22 protein-coding genes are annotated in these 17,229 nt (G+C 59.0%); 19 read left to right on the top strand and 3 right to left on the bottom strand.

The genetic code is table 11. The annotated features are described in order from the left end of the window. The first annotated feature begins 2 nt into the window (after positions 1-2). The 18 genes from ACILSR_RS29040 to ACILSR_RS28955 are packed head-to-tail and all read left to right on the top strand — an operon-like array spanning position 3 to position 11,910. The gene (locus tag ACILSR_RS29040; RefSeq protein ID WP_395753325.1) at positions 3-848 is read left to right on the top strand and encodes a hypothetical protein; all 846 of its coding nucleotides are present in this window, start codon (positions 3-5) and stop codon (positions 846-848) included. Next, positions 845-1,420 (top strand): hypothetical protein, encoded by a 576-nt coding sequence (locus ACILSR_RS29035; RefSeq protein ID WP_395753324.1) that lies wholly within the window; start codon positions 845-847, stop codon positions 1,418-1,420. The genes ACILSR_RS29040 and ACILSR_RS29035 overlap by 4 nt, the downstream gene beginning before the upstream one ends. Positions 1,421-1,451: 31 nt before the next feature. Next, the gene (locus tag ACILSR_RS29030) at positions 1,452-1,793 is read left to right on the top strand and encodes a hypothetical protein (RefSeq protein WP_395753323.1); all 342 of its coding nucleotides are present in this window, start codon (positions 1,452-1,454) and stop codon (positions 1,791-1,793) included. A 32-nt stretch (positions 1,794-1,825) separates the two neighbouring features. Next, positions 1,826-2,023, top strand: a complete 198-nt coding sequence (locus ACILSR_RS29025) for a hypothetical protein (protein ID WP_395753322.1) — start codon at positions 1,826-1,828, stop codon at positions 2,021-2,023. 27 nt (positions 2,024-2,050) lie between these two features. Beyond that, the gene (locus tag ACILSR_RS29020) at positions 2,051-2,704 is read left to right on the top strand and encodes a hypothetical protein (protein ID WP_395753321.1); all 654 of its coding nucleotides are present in this window, start codon (positions 2,051-2,053) and stop codon (positions 2,702-2,704) included. Between the two features lie 9 nt (positions 2,705-2,713). Further along, complete coding sequence (locus ACILSR_RS29015) at positions 2,714-4,438, top strand: hypothetical protein (protein ID WP_395753320.1); 1,725 nt, start codon at positions 2,714-2,716, stop codon at positions 4,436-4,438. A 15-nt stretch (positions 4,439-4,453) separates the two neighbouring features. Next, positions 4,454-5,110, top strand: a complete 657-nt coding sequence (locus ACILSR_RS29010; protein WP_395753319.1) for a hypothetical protein — start codon at positions 4,454-4,456, stop codon at positions 5,108-5,110. 6 nt (positions 5,111-5,116) lie between these two features. Continuing rightward, the gene (locus ACILSR_RS29005; RefSeq protein ID WP_395753318.1) at positions 5,117-5,662 is read left to right on the top strand and encodes a hypothetical protein; all 546 of its coding nucleotides are present in this window, start codon (positions 5,117-5,119) and stop codon (positions 5,660-5,662) included. A 50-nt stretch (positions 5,663-5,712) separates the two neighbouring features. Further along, on the top strand, positions 5,713-6,102 hold the full coding sequence (locus ACILSR_RS29000; RefSeq protein ID WP_395753317.1) for a hypothetical protein: 390 nt from the start codon (positions 5,713-5,715) through the stop codon (positions 6,100-6,102). Positions 6,103-6,118: 16 nt separating this feature from the next. Continuing rightward, positions 6,119-7,417, top strand: a complete 1,299-nt coding sequence (locus ACILSR_RS28995) for a hypothetical protein (RefSeq protein WP_395753316.1) — start codon at positions 6,119-6,121, stop codon at positions 7,415-7,417. A 6-nt stretch (positions 7,418-7,423) separates the two neighbouring features. Continuing rightward, entirely contained in the window at positions 7,424-8,086 is a 663-nt protein-coding gene (locus tag ACILSR_RS28990; protein WP_395753315.1) for a hypothetical protein, read from the top strand. Between the two features lie 23 nt (positions 8,087-8,109). After that, positions 8,110-9,576 (top strand): hypothetical protein, encoded by a 1,467-nt coding sequence (locus tag ACILSR_RS28985; RefSeq protein ID WP_395753314.1) that lies wholly within the window; start codon positions 8,110-8,112, stop codon positions 9,574-9,576. Further along, positions 9,573-10,331, top strand: a complete 759-nt coding sequence (locus ACILSR_RS28980; RefSeq protein ID WP_395753313.1) for a LamG-like jellyroll fold domain-containing protein — start codon at positions 9,573-9,575, stop codon at positions 10,329-10,331. The genes ACILSR_RS28985 and ACILSR_RS28980 overlap by 4 nt, the downstream gene beginning before the upstream one ends. Next, a complete protein-coding gene (locus ACILSR_RS28975) occupies positions 10,328-10,774 on the top strand; it encodes a hypothetical protein (protein WP_395753312.1) in 447 nt (148 codons plus the stop codon). The genes ACILSR_RS28980 and ACILSR_RS28975 overlap by 4 nt, the downstream gene beginning before the upstream one ends. A 24-nt stretch (positions 10,775-10,798) precedes the next feature. After that, positions 10,799-10,993 (top strand): hypothetical protein, encoded by a 195-nt coding sequence (locus ACILSR_RS28970; protein ID WP_395753311.1) that lies wholly within the window; start codon positions 10,799-10,801, stop codon positions 10,991-10,993. Positions 10,994-11,020: 27 nt separating this feature from the next. Next, entirely contained in the window at positions 11,021-11,251 is a 231-nt protein-coding gene (locus tag ACILSR_RS28965; RefSeq protein WP_395753310.1) for a hypothetical protein, read from the top strand. Beyond that, positions 11,248-11,400 (top strand): hypothetical protein, encoded by a 153-nt coding sequence (locus ACILSR_RS28960; RefSeq protein ID WP_395753309.1) that lies wholly within the window; start codon positions 11,248-11,250, stop codon positions 11,398-11,400. Before ACILSR_RS28965 ends, ACILSR_RS28960 begins: the two co-directional genes overlap by 4 nt. A 21-nt stretch (positions 11,401-11,421) precedes the next feature. After that, the gene (locus ACILSR_RS28955) at positions 11,422-11,910 is read left to right on the top strand and encodes a lysozyme (protein WP_395753308.1); all 489 of its coding nucleotides are present in this window, start codon (positions 11,422-11,424) and stop codon (positions 11,908-11,910) included. Positions 11,911-11,915: 5 nt separating this feature from the next. Here ACILSR_RS28955 and ACILSR_RS28950 read toward each other — a convergent pair whose 3' ends face one another. The 3 genes from ACILSR_RS28950 to ACILSR_RS28940 form a co-directional block, all read right to left on the bottom strand. Then, positions 11,916-13,103, bottom strand: coding sequence for a tyrosine-type recombinase/integrase (locus ACILSR_RS28950; RefSeq protein WP_395753307.1), 1,188 nt, complete (start codon positions 13,101-13,103; stop codon positions 11,916-11,918). Between the two features lie 293 nt (positions 13,104-13,396). Next, positions 13,397-13,594 (bottom strand): hypothetical protein, encoded by a 198-nt coding sequence (locus ACILSR_RS28945; RefSeq protein WP_395753306.1) that lies wholly within the window; start codon positions 13,592-13,594, stop codon positions 13,397-13,399. A 438-nt stretch (positions 13,595-14,032) separates the two neighbouring features. Beyond that, on the bottom strand, positions 14,033-14,911 hold the full coding sequence (locus ACILSR_RS28940; RefSeq protein ID WP_395753305.1) for a PRC-barrel domain-containing protein: 879 nt from the start codon (positions 14,909-14,911) through the stop codon (positions 14,033-14,035). A 469-nt stretch (positions 14,912-15,380) separates the two neighbouring features. Between ACILSR_RS28940 and ACILSR_RS28935 the strand changes: the two genes are divergently transcribed. After that, positions 15,381-17,213: a DUF1592 domain-containing protein gene (locus ACILSR_RS28935; protein WP_395753304.1), complete on the top strand. Its 1,833-nt coding sequence runs from the start codon at positions 15,381-15,383 to the stop codon at positions 17,211-17,213. Positions 17,214-17,229: the final 16 nt, after the last annotated feature.

The following is a 17,229-nucleotide window of genomic DNA, read 5'->3' as shown; positions in this document are numbered from 1 at the left end:
TTATGGCCTCACGCACTGCCTCTCCAGATCTCATTCTCGAAGTCGAGATGAGCGAGCTGCAGCGTGCCCTCCGCCGTCTCTCCCAGGTCACCGGCAAGCGCCTCGGTGTCGTCGTGAAGCAAAACTCCCGGCTCATCGCCTGGAACCTCGCCCACAATACCCAGCCCTACGGCATGGATCTCGCGACGAAGAAGCAGGGAGAAGCCGCCGTCCTCCGCGACGTCGGCCGCGTTTACTCCACCGCGACCGCCATCTTCAAAAAACTCCAGGAAACCGGCCAGGTCAAAGTCGCCCGCGAATGGTACAAGCTCGTCAAAATCGGCGGCTACGACCGTGCCGAGAAGCTGCTCAAAACCCAGAGCATTCCCGAAAGAAACACGCCCATCTTTGCCCCTCTGGAGCCCGCACTCCATCAGCAGGCCCGTGATGGCCGCGGCCGCGTCTCCCGCCATCGCCCCGCCCAGATCCTTCCAGACGCCAAAGAACTCCGCACTTACGGGGCCCAAAGAAAAGCCCTCGTCGGCTTCGGCAAAGCTGGCTGGATCACCGCCGGTTCCTCCCTCGGCAGCATCACCCGCGTCCCCGCCTGGATCACCCGCCACAAAGGCATCGCCCCCGGTCGCGCCAATGACCAGACCACTCGCAACGAAGATCCCTTCGTCACGCTGACGAACGCGGTCCGCTACGCCTCCAAGATTATCTCCGACGGCGAGATCGCCGCAGCCCTCAAAATCCAGCGCCAAAAAATGCTCGCACACATCGAGCACGTCATCACCCACTCCGCCCGCGAATCCGGCTTCGACGCCCGCGACACCGCTCCCTCTTCACCCCTGCCCATGGCCGCATGAACCGCCCCCTCAAACGCAAGATCGCCATCGCCGTCCTCGCCTGGCTGAACGTCAAAAAGACGGGCAAAGCCTACGAATCCCTGCCCCTCGTCACCGGGGCATCGACAACGCTCGCTCAGGAAGCCGCTTTCGATGCCGGCACAGACGTCGGCCCCGTCACAGAGCCAGATCCGCCCTACCTCGCCTGCGAAGTCGTCACCCAGGCGGATCCGGATCTGCCTGGCTGCGTTTCATTCGAGCTGGTCCTCCACCTCAAAACTCTCGCCGCCGTGGACGATGGAGACGGCGAGCCCTCCTCCCGTTTCGACGCCGACGCCATTCTCCGCGATATCTACGACGTCCTCATGATGCCTCCGGACGATGACGCACCCTTCGACGACGCCAACCCCGAATGCGCCGCCTTCCGCGCCTTTGCCAACAAGCCCGAAGGCACCGATGCACGCGAGACTTTCCGCAAGCCCTTGCACATCTACGGCATGTGGCACACCACCACTCCCAGCCTCTTCGATACCGACATCTGGCACGATCAAATCATCTTCGCCGGCCACGCGCAGGACATGGATTCGCATTAGGCGCGGCCATTGACAAAACGCGCCGGTCACTATGGCCGCAACAGTTCTAGGCACCGCACATCTCTACGGCCTCGAAGGCACGTACAGCAACGCCACCGTCCTCTCTTTCCGCGACAAGGAAAGCTGCAAAAACACGTCCGAAACCATGGACGAAAACGGCAACGAAATCGAACGCCGTTACGACGATCTCCACAACGAAGTCTCCCTCCGCGTCCGCGCCCGCACCTCCTTCTCCAAGCCAGCGCCAGGCTCAACCATCGGCTACAACGCCATCACCTACGAAGTCGTGGACACCGAAAAAGAGACGCAAAACAAAGGCCACCGAGAGTACACCATCAACGCGAAGAAATCCGCCGGCATCAGCTACTCCTAATCCGCCAGCCAAACGACGCCGAAGCCCACGCCATGAACCCGAAGCAGCTCCTCACCTCCGCCCTCAATCTCCGCAACCGCGCCAAGGTCGAGGAAAACAAAGAACGCGCCGCCGCCTGGGAAAAAGAAGCCGGCGAGCTCGAAGCCATGGCCTCCGAACTCGAAAAGCAGACTCCTGCAGCAGCTCCAGCGTCCAACGAAGAAGCTCCGACCGCCAAGGCCAAAAAGTAGTCTCTCACTTCGACATCTCCACCATGCATGTCCGAGCCCTTTCTCCGCGTCCTCTTTCCCGGCCAGGCACGCGTTTGCGGCCGCACCCTGCCACCCCTCACACTCTGGCGTCTCGCCTGCCTGCAGGCCATCAGAAGCCCGTTTCTGAGCCTCGACGCTGAAGAGGCTACCTTCACCCTTGCGGATCTGCTTCTCGCCATCCGCGCCGTCCGCACGCCCAATCAGACCCCGCCCAATCTGCGGCCACGCATCCGGGATGTATTCACTCTGCTGCGCTTTCGGAAAAGCCGCACTTACCGCGAAAATCACGGTACCCGCTTCCTCGACTGGCTCGCCCTGCACCAGCTCCGCCCCGAGCTTTGGCAGAATGAAGACGCCGAAGCCCGCTGCATTTCCGCCCCTTTGATCCTCACCCAAGTCGCCGGCCTCATGGACTGCGGCATGTCCCACGCCGACGCCTGGGACACCGCACCAGGCTATTCCTCCTGGCTCATCACCTCACACGCCGAACGCCAGAGCGATCGCATCCAGTTCGTCAGCGACGATGACGACGAAATCGCCCGCGCCATCGAAGAGCAGGAACTCCGCAGCGAAGCCGAGATCCTCGCCCAGGCAAAGCTCGACCTCCCTCCGGAAGCCTTCGAACGCTGGGTCTCCGCCCGCCAAAAGAAAACTCTCTAAAGCAAGCTCATGTCCCAGGTCAATGCCACCATCGGAGTCAAGACCGCCCCCTTCAAAAGGGGCCTCGATGAGATGCGCAGCAATGCCCAAAAATGGGGCGGCGATCTCAAGCAAACGATTGCCGGTGCATTTGCCTTCGGAGCCGTCAGTTCCTTCGTCTCCAATTTCATTGGCGAAATGGCGCGCATCAAAGATCTCGCCGACCGTCTCGGAGAATCCACCGACACCATTCAGCGCGTCGGCAATGCCGCCAAGCTCTCCGGAGTTGACCTCGAGTACGTCACTAAAGTCCTCACAAAATTAACTACTGAAGCGGCCAAAAGTGCCGACGGTTTTAACGCCATTGGCGTCAGCGGTGCCGCTTTCGCAAATGCCGGTATGGAAGATAAAATTCTGATGCTTGCCAAGGCCTACGAGGAATGCGGTGGATCTCAAGACAAGTTGCTCAAGCTTATGAGCCTCCTTGGCCCCAAAGGCCAGGACATGATGATCATGCTCGCTGGCGGTGCCGAAGAGCTGAAAAACCTGTTCAACGAAGTGCCAACGGTTAATGCGAAGACCATTAACTCGATGGCGAAGCTTGATGATACTATAGACAAGCTCGTTCAGCGTTCCAAAGCTGGCTTTGGTGATCTTATCGAATTAACTGCGCATTGGGCGGCTAAAACTTTGGCCGCTTACCAAACGCTTGAGCCTTTGTTTACGGGTAAGCAAGGGAAGAGTTTCGACGATAACTACGCCGAATGGATGAGCAAATTTGGGATGCTCGACGAGAAACCCACTGGCCCCAACAAAAAGAAAGACTTCGCTGATGCTGCTGAAGAGGCAACAGCAAAGGCTAAAGCAGCTGCCGACGCCGAGAAAGCCGCCAAAGCTCTCGATGCAGAAATGCTCGAGCTCGCCCGCTCCCGCATGGATGCCGAGCAGAAAATCGCCAGCCTCAAAAAAGAACAGGCCGAATACGCCGCCGCCGCCAACGACAAAACCACTCCCGAAGCCGACCGCCTCGAAGCCGCGAAAAAGGTACTCGAAATCCAGCAGCAGATCGAAAGCCGCCAGGCCGAAGGCGCGAAGAAGTCCAAAGAACTCAAAGACGCGATCGACAAGAACAAGCTCGACAAAATGACCCCCGAGGAGCGCCTCGCCGAGCTGAAGAAACAGCAGGCGGAGATGATCGCCGAGGCCGAAAAGACGCCCGAAAAGATCGAGTCCAAACAGAAGAAAATCGACGCCATCGGCATGAACGGCCAGATCGAAGCCGCGCAAAAGGAGATCGACGACAAAAAGAAAAAGGAAGCCGACGACGCCGAGAGAAAGCGCAAGGAAACCGCCGATGCAGAGGGCGCGCTCGCCGAAGAGCAGAACAAGCAGCGGCTTGAAAAGATGGACCCCCTTGAGCGCATCAAGGAACTCAAGCGCCAGCAAAAAGCCCTCAACGACGAAGCTGCCAACGCGCCCGACGCCAAAACCCGTGCCGAGAAAAAAACCGAAGCCCTCAAGCTCAACGACGAGATCGACAAAGCGCAGAAGGAACTCGAGGGGAACAAAGGCGACAAGAAGCCCTCCGTCATCAGCTCGTCTCTCGCCAGCATCGGCGGTGGCGGCCGTGCCTACATTGGCGGAGATCCTGCCCTGGCAGAGTCGCGCCGGCAGACATCTCTCCTGCAGCAGCTCGTGCGGAACACGTCCGGAGGCTCCGGCCTTCCCGGACAGCCCGCGGCGAATCCTTTCTGACATTTCCCCAAGGAGATGATCAAGCATGGCTCCCCACTTCTCACCATCCAGCCCGATGCCGAAGTCTCGGAGGATGAAAACGGCCTGCTCACCGGCGCCGTCACATTCGAAGGAGATCGCGCTTATGTCGCAGCCGTCCCCGCCATCGGCACGCTGCATCCCTATGACACCCGTCTGACGTGTTACAAACGCGGAATCAGCTACATTAAAACCGGCAAGCTCAAAGCCACGCTTAGCTACATTGGAGTCTCCGCAGATCCGACGCCCTTCTTCATCGAACACCCGGGTGGCAGCGGTCAGGACCCGATTCAGACCCATCCCAATTTCCTCGACTTCGCCGGCACCGCCGACGATCCGAAAAACGGCGCTTACTTTGATCCCGACTCCGGCGAGTTCGTCGGCTTTACCGATCCCTCCTCCCGCTTCTTCGGCACCACGGCCTACATCGTGCCGAGCGTCATGGTGAACCTTTCGTTCTACACGCACTACGTGCCGGATCTGGCGAACGTGGGCGAGATCTACACCTGGAACATCCCAAACCTGATCGCCCCGCCAAACGTGAAGAATTTCCTCCTTCTCGGCATGCCCTACCGCCAAATCGGCAACGTCTTCCAGGTCACGCACCAGGTGCTGGGCTCTGGCCCCTCCGGCTGGAACAACACGATCTATTGACGCACGATGAGCGCCAGCACCAATCCCCTCATCCGCCCGCGCACGCCGTTCGACCGTCGGATGGTCGCACAGATGGAGATGGGCAAGCCCATTGGAGGCCTGCGCACGTTTCACAAGCTCTTTCCCGGCGGCACCTCTATCACCACGCCGCGTGCCGTCAGCAAGATCGCGCCCGCCATCACGCCTTTCACCATCACGGCCAAAGGCAAGGTCTATCCCGGCCTCGTCGGCTTGAAAATGCCGACGCTCTCCGGCGGTGCGCTCGATACCACCAGCAACGTCATCGATCTCACCGATCATGGCGGAAACTTCAAAGTCTGGTTCACCCTCAATTTCAGCGTGACCTATCTTTCGACCTTCCTTTCGTCCTACACGCTCAACAGCGTCACCGTGGACACTGGCACCAGCATCCCGGCGGATGACGATCACACGAAGCATCTGCAGTTCAACACGATCACGGCCAAGAAGCCCACGACCTCGTTTTTCCGCGCCAGCATTCCGATCGCACTCTACGACAATGGCGCCAACGCCACCCTTCTCCACTACGGCTAACGATGATCTGGAGACGAGTTGGAAACAGCTTCGGGACCTCGCCGCCACCCGTGCGCGACCAGTATCCCGACCCGAATGGCTCCAACCTGAAAGTCTGGACCCGTCAGCGCGTGGTCACCACCTTCAACAGCGGCACGGTCATTGATTCCGGTTGGACAGCTTGGGCAGATACTTTGACCTGGCCCGCAGGTGGCTTTGCCAAAGCTGGCTCTGGAGGCAGCAGCATGGTCGTCTCGATCGAAACGGCTGGCCGTGCGATGCCCTGGCAGATTGTCGTGCGAGATCAGATCCAGGTGCTGGCCACCGGTGCGACGTCCACTTCAGACTACACCACGGATATGCTGCCCGGCGTTGTGACGGATTTCAACTACACCGCCACCGCCGGAACGCAGCGCCAGGCCTTCAACCATTATTACAACATCCCGGCTGAGGGCGTCTGACACGCTCCCACCGAAGGTGAGCGCGAACCAGCTGAACTTCTGCATCGATGTCCCAAACCGCCGGTTGATCCGGGATTTCTTCAGCAATCTGGAGATTCTGCCCCGCGCGCTCATCCAGGGAGATACCGTGCATCTCCGCATCATTGCCGTGGAGCCAAACATCGGGAGCGATCCCTCACGGCCGTGGCGCTACGTCTCCCTGCCCACCTCCGTTTACTTTGGCATCGGCCCTGTCGGCGTCGGCCCCACTCTCGGCACCTTCACCCTGACTTTTGGCGCAGACACCACCACGGCGCTCGCCTACAACATTACCGCGGCGGCGTTGCAGACCGCCCTCAATGCACTCGCCTCCATCACCAGCGCCGGCGGCGTTGACGTCACCGGTCCGGACTCCGGGCCCTACCAGGTCGTGTTCCGCAGCAATGGCTCCCGAGCGGACATCACCGGCAATGCGGACCTGCTTTACCCGCTTTCCACGATCCAGACCTACAAGGCGCGCGCGGGGGACGCTGGAACTCCCGAGATCCAGGTCATCGTCATCGATCGCCAGCCGGCCGCGCTGGCGGAGACTTTCACCGCGATCTCATCGCCCGGCATCACCATCACCACGCTGCAGGACGGAGCCTCAGGCGTTCCCGAGGTGCAGAAGATCTCCCTCGATCCTACAACGCACGGCGGCACGTTCACGGTCACGTATGCGACGAAAACCACCGTTGCCCTGCCCTACAACATCAGCGCGGCAGATTTGCAAACTGCCCTGCAGGCCTTGAGCTCGATCGGTGCGAACAATTGCGTCGTCACCGGTGCATTCCCTGACTACGTCGTCACCTTTCAGGGTACTCTCACGGGAAATCTATCCGCCATGACCGCCAGCGCTGCAGGCCTGATCGGCCCCGTCGGCGTCGAGGGAGATCTCTCACTCAACACCGCCGGCATCGAGCAGCTGCTCAACGGCGCGGCTTCCGTGGACACAACGCTCGAAATCACCGCCCAGATCGACGGCTCCCCCATCACACTCCTGCAGACGACCGTAACACTGAAAAACGACCAGATCCCGAACGCCCCCGTCTCCGGCACCGGACTCCCCAGCTATTACACCGCGTCCGAAGCAGACGCCCTGTTCGTCCCTCAGCAGACTGGAAGCATCGCAGATCTGACGGCCGATGCTGACACGGCCCACAACATTAGCTCCACCTTCTCCGACACCGAAGTCGAAGGAAAGCTCAACGCCCTGGCCACAAAGCTGAACGCCACCACCACCGCTCTCAACAGCGTCCTGGCCAAGCTCCGCGCCGCCGGACTCATCGATCCTTGATCCTTCATGAAAGCCATCCCTCTCTTCATCAACTACGGCACCGGCGAACTCCGTCGCACGCTCACCCAAGGCCCGGCGCCGCGCGTCGCCGCCATCCTCGGCACCACGCTTGAAATCACCAACACGTTTTTCGATGATGAAGACGCGGCCCTGGAGCTCGACGAAGGCACCACCGGACGCCTCGTCTGCCGTTCTCCGGAGGCCATGGACGGCGATACCGTCCTGCTCGATTCTTCATGGGATCACACGACCGGACAGACCACGTACAGCCTCAAAACTCTCGCGGACTCCGAGCAGCTCCGCGCGTTGATCAAATCGCAGGCTGAATACATCCTCAGCGCCCAGGTGGAGTTCACCGTCCCGGGAGAAGATGCGCCACGCAAATCCCTTCCCTTTGACCTCATCATCATCAACGGCCCCGCCCGTGGCGATGAAGGAGCCCCCGACGTCAACGGCTCCGCGCAGTCCGCCTGGCTCACAGAACGCGCCCCACGCATCGACATCGACGCCGTATTGACCGCAGGCGAGCGCACCCAGCTCCTCACCAACATCGGCAACACGCTGCAGCAGCGTCTCAGCGACGACGGCTCCTACGTCCATTTCTACAACGCCGCCGGCATCTACAAAGGCAGCGCCACACTCCTCGATCTCGGCCAGGCGAACCTCTGACACTTCTACTCTTTTCCCATTTTATGCGCTTCAAGCTCATCGCTCTTCTCGTCTTTCCTGCCGCATTCGCTGCAGCTCAATCCGTCGGCGACTTCAGCATCCCATACAAAGCCAATGCGAACGGACCAATGGTGCAAAAGTCTTGGTCCAAAGGAAACAGCACGCTCTGGGGCACCGATCCCAGTGGCAACCCTCAAAGCATCACCATTGGCAGCGGGCTGACTCTGACCGGCAACACCCTCACAAGCAGCGGTGGCGGCAGCGGCGGTTCTGGAACTGTCACCAGTGTCGGAATGACGGTTCCAACGTTTCTTTCCGTGACAGGCTCTCCCATTACCACGAGCGGAACGTTTTCCCTCAGTCTCAGCGGCATAGCTCTCCCCGTGGCAAACGGTGGCACAGGGCAAACAACTTGGACAGATGGCCAAATCGCCATTGGCAACTCCACCGGCAACACGCTCACCAAAGCCACTCTCACCGCCGGCAGCGGAATCACAGTCACGAATGGAGGTGGTTCTATCACACTCTCCATTGGCAGCAGCGCCATCACCAACACGATGCTGGCAGGCTCGATTGCCTTGAGCAAATTGGCGACCGATCCCCTTTCTCGTGCCAATCACACAGGCACGCAGCTGCTTGCCACGATCAGCGATGCCGGCGCACTCGCGGCGCTCAATGCCGTTGCCTCCGCGCAGATCACGGATGGAACGATCATGAATGCGGATATCTCATCGAGCGCAGCGATCGCCACCAGCAAGATCAATGTCTCCAGTGATGTAAAAAGCGTTCTGGACGCCGCCAACTTCGCTGCCATCCGCACCGCTTTGAGTTTGGTGCCGGGGACGGATGTTCAGGCGCACGATGGAAAGCTGGACACGCTGGCTGCGGGTTTTGGCGGCGTCTTTGCAGGCCCTGGCTTCGTGCAGTGGAACGGGACAACTTATGTGCTTGCTTCGTCAGTTCTCGGCACGACTCAAGGCGGCACTGGCATCGGTGTTTATGCGACGGGGGATATTATTTATTGCTCAAGCACCGGAACGCTTTCAAGGCTGGCAGGAAATACTTCTTCGACGATTAAAATACTGACAAGCACCGGCTCTGGTGGCAATGCCCAGGCTCCGGCTTGGAGTTCGTTTCCTGCGGAGATCGTGGTAGCTTGCTCCGATGAATCAACGGACATCACCACTGGCGCCGCAAAGGTGCGGTTTCGCATGCCGCATGCGATGACCGTTTCAGCGGTGCGTTTGAGCGTCAGCACCGCTCCGACTGGTTCAGTCATCATCGTGAACGTCAAAGAATCCGGCACCACGATTTTTTCCACCAAGCCGCAGATTGCCACCTCCGCATACACTTCTGTAGGCGGTGCAGTGCCGGGAGTTCTATCTGATACTTCTCTGGCCGATGACGCAGAGATCACTATCGATCTCGATCAAATCGGTTCCACCATCGCTGGCAAGGGTCTTAAAGTCACTCTGATCGGTACACGATGAAAAATTTCAGCCGCATCATTCAATCTCTTGCCTGCCTCTGGTTGGCATTCGGTTTTTCATCTCCGCTCATGGGCGGAGTAGTTATTAACTCCTATGTCTTCTCGACGGGCGGCGGAGCACCGACAGACCCGTATTTCGCCAATGTAATCCTGCTGCTTCATTGCAATGGCACCAATGGCTCCACGACCTACGTGGACAGCTCAAGCTATAACCGCACCGTCACCGCCTACAATGGCGCTGCGCTTTCCACAACCTCGCCAAAATTCGGCACGGCCTCAAGTATGCATGACGGTGTAGATGACTACGTGGAAGTAGCCTCCAGTAGTGCGTTTTCCTTCGGCACGTCCACCGACTTCACAATTGAGTTCTGGCTTTGGGCGGACAGCACGGACAGTGATTCGTGCGGCATTGGTCAATTTAGCGGCAGCTATGTGGTGCTCCTCAGCGGTGTGCTTTACGTCGGAAATGGAGCGGTGAATATGTGCAGCTACTCCTATGCTGGGTATTACGATCAATGGACGCATGTTGCAGTGTCTCGCACGGGTAGCAATATGTGGCTTTATCTAAACGGCACGATGGTCGCTGCTGGAGTGAATGCAGCTTGGGGCAACAGTAGCACGATTATTCTGATGCGTTCACCGGTGGTTGGCGGTTATGGCAAGGGAAAGATTGACGATCTGCGCATCACTTCAGGCATCGGCCGTGGAACCGCTGGAGGCATCACTCTTCCTTCAGCTCAATATCCAGACTCATGAAAATCCTCTTTGATACCGAACTTTCGCAGCTTCGGCCCTATCCTCGCAGTGATGACGAGCCCGTTGTCGGCTTGGCCCCCTGCTATGTGGTGCTCGATGTCATCCAAGCTCCGGAGCCATCTCTGGCGCCAGGTCAGCGCGCGGTGCAAACCGAGTCCATTAATCTCGAAACTCGCCAGCTTCTACGAGGGTGGTCCGTCGAAAGTCTGCCAGCGCAATGGGCCAACTCTCAGGAGTTCATGGCAGCGTTCACAGACTCCGAAAAAGCAGCGATTGAGCTGAGCACCGATCCCATCGTCGCGGGCATGCGCCGCACTCTCGATACCTGGGATTCCTCCGTCCACCCGGATGACGTCCGCGTCTCCGGCGGCCTCGCGCATCTCGTGAACATCGGCATCCTCACGGAAGAGCGCAAGGCCGCCATCATTGCGACTGCAGGTTGATCATTGACAGTCCGCCACGTCGCGATGACTCGCGACGAAATCTTCCAAATCGAACGGCACACCGATATCGTGAAAGGCATCATCGGCAGCGTCGCCTGGGGAACCAGCGTCATCACGTCGAACCTGCCCGCCATCGAGGCCTGGCTTCGCATCGCATCGCTCATGGTCGGCATCGCCGTCGGCATCGTCACCATTCGCAGCATCGTGCGGAAAAAGTAGCCGCTCACTGACAACTGCCTCACCGGTATGAAGCTCTCCATTCTCTTCCTCGCAGCCATTTCCCTTGCCGCCACCAGCTGCGCCAATCGTCCCCTGACTGCTCAGGAACAAAAGGCGCTGGTCACCGCCGAGGATGTCGCCCTTTCTGGCATTTCCGGCCTGGCCAATGGCGGCCGCACTGGAGCCATCCTCGGTGCCGTCGGCGCGCTTAAACGCAATCTCCCATCCGCCAAACAACCGCAAAACGTCACGCCATGAAAACCACCGTCCTCGGCATCCTCACCATCATTGCCGCAGCCTCCGGAGCCGCCGTTGAATTCCTCAAAACCGGCACCTGCAACTGGACCACTCTCGGCCTCGGCATCACTGGCGGCTGGGGCTTGATTCACGCCAAAGACGCGAAATAAGCCCGTCCGCATCGATCCACCATGCGCCCGCTCAACGAAGCCACTCTGCAGCTCGTCCGGAGCTTCGAAGGCTTGTACCTTGAAGCCTACAAAGACGAAAAGGGCGTGTGGACCATCGGCTACGGCCACACCGGTTACGACATCGCCGGCGGCGCCGTGACTGCCGGGCGCAAGCTCGCCAATCAAGAGGAAGCCGAGCAGCTGCTCCGTGTGGACCTTGAAAACGTCGCCAAGGATGTCGCAAAACTCCTGCTGTCACGTCCCCAGGCCGAGCTGAACGACAACCAGTTCGGAGCCCTGGTGAGCTTCGCGTTCAACCTCGGAATCGGCAATCTGGAGAAGTCCACCTTGCTCCGCCGGCTCAACGCCCGCGACTATCTCGGCACCGTCCCCGAGTTCGCCAAATGGAACCGCTGCGAAGGCAAAGTCCTTCGCGGTCTCACGCGCCGCCGCACCGCCGAAGCCGCCCTCTTCTGCAGCTTCCCCACCCCCGTCAGCATCGCTGCCTAAGATGTTCAGCTCGACCTGGCACCAAATTTGGTCACGTCTCGCATGTGCGCGACTGCTGCCTTCTTCGTTTTCGAATCGAAGTGGGTGTAGGTAGTGTTTACATCCTCTGATTCGTGGCCTACGAGATCCATAACCACCGATTTTGCTACGCCCGCATTGGCGAGATCCGACACCATGGTATGGCGCAGTGAGTGGAAAGTGAGAGCATTGCGTGTCCTTCGTCCTGAGCGTCCAGGACCGTCCTCTTGCTTGTGGTGGCTTTTCTTCGGCCTGAGCCCTGCCTTCATCAGCAAAGTGGCAAACTGGGTGCTGAGGGTGACTGTCCGGTTTTTTGTCCTTTTCATCACCGCGGCATAGGCCCTGGGATGAAGAGGAGCCTTCACATTGTCGGAGCTTTTTTTCGACAGTACCCATTCAATGTAGGGAGGTGCCATATCCACGATGATACGGAGGTCGGTTTTGTTGCTCCAAAATTTCACGATTCCCATGTGGGGATCTTCGTTCTCCCCAGTCATCAGAGCGATGTCTAGAAGCCGCTGCCCGGTATAATAGGCCCGGATCATCATGTCGCGCCATTCTCCATCCGAAACACGCATGACGGCTTCGAACTCCTCGTCCGAATAAGGCCGTTTTGGAGCCTTTTCAGAACGCATTTCCTTTACCTTTTTCACATCCGCACATGGGTTTTCCGGGGTCCAACCATCAGCCTGAGCCTGTTTGAAGAGCATGCGAATGGTCTTCAATGAATGATTGGTGGTCTTGCCGGTGACCAGCTGCCGGCGTGCATCACGGAAACCGACAATGTCCGCGCGCGTGATACGAAATAAATCAAGATCAGCTCGTGGTCCGAGGTGCCGTAGAAACAGCCTCATTTGGTCGCCATAAAAACGCATCGTATCGTCGCCTGTCTCATTTTTCTTCGTGGCCAGCCATTGCGCGGCGTAGGCCCTGACCGTCATCGAGGGCATCTCGCTCCCGAGAAACTTCCGGTGCAGATCCGCAATGACGCGGCGCATGTTTTCCATGCTCACCTCTCCCGCGGTCGGTCGCGCCATCTTCTCCCACTCATCGGCCAGGTCTTGAGCTTTGCGTTTGTCGGTGAGCTTGGTGCACCGTTGCACGAGGTTGCCGTTCGCGTCGCGGAACAACGCATAGTACAGCTTCTTTTTTCCGCGTGGTCGGATCGAGGCCATCGGTTAATACATCTGCCGTGAGCCTATCGGGTGTTTTAAAAAATGGCAACACATTTGGCAACAACGCGGGTGTTTGCCCGTGTCGCGGGTGTCGAAAAATTGAGCGTCCCCTTCGTACGCCCGGGTCGTTGCTGCCCGCCACTTGAGTCAGGGGTTCGAATCCCCTTAGCTCCACCACAGCCGCTGAAGGCTGGGTGGGAAAAAAGCACATCACACCCCAAGGAGGGGAATCGGTAGACTCCCCCCATTTTGAGACAAGGCAGGGTGGCTGACGGCGAAGCAGTTAAGACAGCTTACTTTTTGCGAGCAGGTTTGGCGGAAGCCTTGGAGGCGGGTTTGGCGCCGGACTGCTCCCGCAGTTGATCGGCTTCGACCTGCCGGGCAACGGCGCGCTCGACGTAGTTGGCAAAGCTGCGGTCATCGAGCTCGGCATATTTTTTGGCGAGCTTGGCGATGCGTGGATCGATGGTGATGCTGGTATTGATTTTCATGAGGTGGCAGATTGTGGTATTTTGAGGCAGTCTGCAACGTCAAATTGAGGCGCGGGCATGGGGAGATAGCCGGACGAGGCAATCAGGGAGGGCTGCCCAGGATGCATGAACTGGGAGGTCCAAGGCCCGGTAACACTGGACGGGAGCAGGTGGTTCGACTGCCTTCAGCATCCATGGATGCCTCATAACTGGATGAGAATCCTTCTGACGCCAGACAGCCGAGGGGCAAGCCTGCCGCCCACCGCCATTCAAGTCGATATTCGAAGCCGGGGATGTGATGCAGCAGTGTCGCACGAGAAATGCCCCACCCTCTCCAAAAAAGCTTCCCAGGATGAAGGCGCCGCCAGCGCAGGGTGAAGGCAAAAAAAAGCCACGCCCTTCAACGGGCGTGGCGAGCGAGCGATAACAGGCTTTAGGAAATGCCTGGCAGTATTAGGCTCAGCGTGTGGAGGCGACTTTGACAGGAGTGGCGGGAACCGTCAGGAGGGGAGAAACTTCCTCGTTGAAATGGGCGTTTGATCCGATCGAATTGCCCCAGCGAAGGTGTGGCTGGCGCAAAAGCTGCTGAAAGGTCTCATTGAGCACGAGGGAGGTGTGGTTGTCATTGTAGCGCAGGGCCTTGAGGGGAAGGATGTGATTATTGGTGTCATCCATGGTGTCCGTGTCATTCACCACCTGGGTGATGCGACCGGAAGGAAGATCCATCAGGAGGAGCCCGACCTCGCCAAGGTAGTGGCCCTGCGGATTTTTGATCTGCATGAGTTCAATGGCTTCAGTGGTCTGCACATAGCCGAGGCGTGGAGCACCAGGATTGCCAGAGTAGGCGAACCAGGGTTTCACACCGAAGTAACGGCTGGATGATGCGACGCGATCCTGCTGGGCGTAGGAGGAGGGATCTTTGCGCCCAAGGAGTGGTGCTGCCGCGAACTGCGCCCGGCTCACATTCAAACGGGCGACTTCGTGGTTGTCATCATACCTGAAGGCGCTCGGAGGAACGGGCGTAACACGCTCGTTCATGCCGAGAAAGCCAAAGCGTGAGGACACGAGCACTTCGACGATGCGTGAGTTGGCAAGGTCCACGGTGATGGCCTTGATGCGGCCGAGTTTTTCGTCCTGATTGTTGCGCACTTCGATGTTGATCAGCTCGGCGAAACGCGAGTCAGGTCCATCCACCTCACCTGTGGCGCGGAGGACAGTGGTGTTCTTTCCCTGGAGGGTTGTGGTGCGGAGGCGTGCGGGTGTGGCGCTCTGAACTTGCTGGAAAGCGCAGAAGAGGGCCAGTACACCGCTGATTACAGACGTGGCATTGAGTTTCATATTGATTGGGGATTAAATGGTGCCGCACCTGTGGCTATGCACCGCTATACCAGCGGCCACTCCCGATGCAGCTGCCTTAAGATCGCACCAGCGAACCAATTCGGATGTGAGGTAATGGCACGACCGAAAGGGACCAGAAAATGAACAAGGTGGGAAATGCCATCAGACGCGACGGATAAAAGATAGCAGGCATCCAAGAAACCGGACGCATGCGATTGGCTGGTTTGGAGGCGGAAGTGCGGAAAGGAGGCCTCAACGGGAGGGGACTTGGCACATTGCGAGATAAACCCAGCGCCGGGCGGGCGTAACCTATGCGCCCCCTTTGATGAGCTCCCTGAAGATTCCAAGATATTCTTGCTGTGACGCGATGATCATGCTGCTCGTGAGTTGTGCCCTGATGTGGGGTCGAGCTGGAGCTGCCCAGGAGTTGGCGAAGGTTGCGCCCGGAAAAACGCCGGAGGAGACTGCCATGGAGCTGAAGAAGGCGGAGGTGAAAAAGACTTTTCGGGAGAAGGTGGAGCCGTTTGTGAAGACGTACTGCTTTGAGTGCCACGGGGACCGAAAGATGAAGGGAGGCGTGACCTACCACCCGGCGCTGAAAAATCCGAGCGATGCGGCGTACAGCCGGCGCTGGAAGATGGGGCTGGCAACGGTAAATACGCATGACATGCCTCCGGACGAGGCGGACAAGCAGCCGACGGATGAGGAACGGCAGATGTTCATGGACTGGGTGGGGCAGCTGAAATTCCTGAGCCCGCAGGATCCCGGGGCGTTTGTGATCCGCCGGCTGACGAAGGTGGAATATGGGAACACGCTGCACGATCTGCTGGGCGTGGATGCGAGCGTGGTCAATGAACTGCCGGATGAGGTGGCGGGAGAAGGCTACATGAACACGCTGTCTTCGCTGCAAATGGAACAGTACCTTGGCATTGCGAATGAGGCGCTGAAGCGTGCGCTTTCAGCGAAGGATGCGGAGCCGACCGCGGTGGAACAACGGCTGTTTGGCAGGGCGCCTGCGGCGGGGGCAGATGTGAAAGCGGTGGCGCGTCAGGTGGCGCGCGTACTGACACGCAGGGCCTATCGGCGGCCACCTACGGTAGCGGAGCTGGATGTACTGATGAGTGTGTTTGATCTGGGAATGCGCAACAAGCTTGGCTACAACGGAGCACTGCGGCTGATGCTGAAGGCTGTTCTGGTCTCGCCGCAATTTCTGTACATCACTCCGTCGATGGAGGCGGAGCTGGAGGCGGGGCGTGAGATCGTGCCTCTGGATGATTACCAGCTGGCGTCGCGCCTTTCGTATCTGCTGTGGTCGTCCATGCCGGATGGCGAGCTGGCGGCGCTGGCAGATGATGGCAAGCTGCATGATCCTGCGGTGCTGAAGGCGCAAGTGGGGCGGATGCTGAAGGACGCGCGATCGCGGGCGCTGTTTGATGGCTTTGGCGCGCAGTGGCTGGGCCTGGGCGAACTGGAGGACAAGACTTTTGACACGACAAAATTTCCGCAGATGACGCCTGTGCTGCGCACAGCGATGTATGATGAGGGGAGGCTGTTCTTTGACAGCATCGTGCGGGAGAATCGCACCGTGGTGAGCTTTGTGCAGAGCGACTACACCTTCATGAATGAGACGCTGGCGGCCATCTACGGCATGGAGCAGACCGTGAAGGGCGCGCAGATGCGAAAGGTGCAGCTGACGGATGCGAATCGCGGTGGGATTTTGGGCATGCCGGGAATTTTGGCGACGACGTCGTTTCCGAATCGCACAAGTCCGGTGAAGCGCGGTGTCTGGGTGCTGGAGCAGGTGCTGGGACAGCACGTTCCCCCTGCCCCGCCGAATGTGCCGACGCTGGAAAAGCAGGACAAGAACAAGATCGCGAACCTGACGCTGCGGCAGCGCACGGAGCTGCACCGCACGAATGTGGTGTGCGCAAACTGCCACAAGATCCTGGACCCGATCGGCTTTGGCCTGGAAAATTTCGATGCCATCGGCCGCTGGCGCGATGCGGATGAGACGGGCGGTGCCATCGATGCGGCGGGTGAACTGCCGGGTGGAAAACGTTTCTCGGCACCGAAGGAGCTGAAGGGCATCATCGCCGCGCGTTCAGAAGAGCTGGCGCGGAATCTGACGGAGAAGCTGCTGGCGTATGCACTGTGCCGCCAGCTGGAGGGGTATGATGAGATCGTGGTGGACAAGCTCATGGCCGACATCAAAAAGGATGGGTACCGGATGCAGAGCGTGATCACGGCGGTGGTGACGAGCTATCCGTTTATGAATCGGCGGGTGGTGGAGGTGGTGAAGTAGAATGGGGATTTCAATG

This window comes from Prosthecobacter sp., from assembly GCF_044222565.1.
Lineage (GTDB): Bacteria > Verrucomicrobiota > Verrucomicrobiia > Verrucomicrobiales > Verrucomicrobiaceae > Prosthecobacter.
This window is presented reverse-complemented; position numbering and strand designations above follow the sequence as displayed.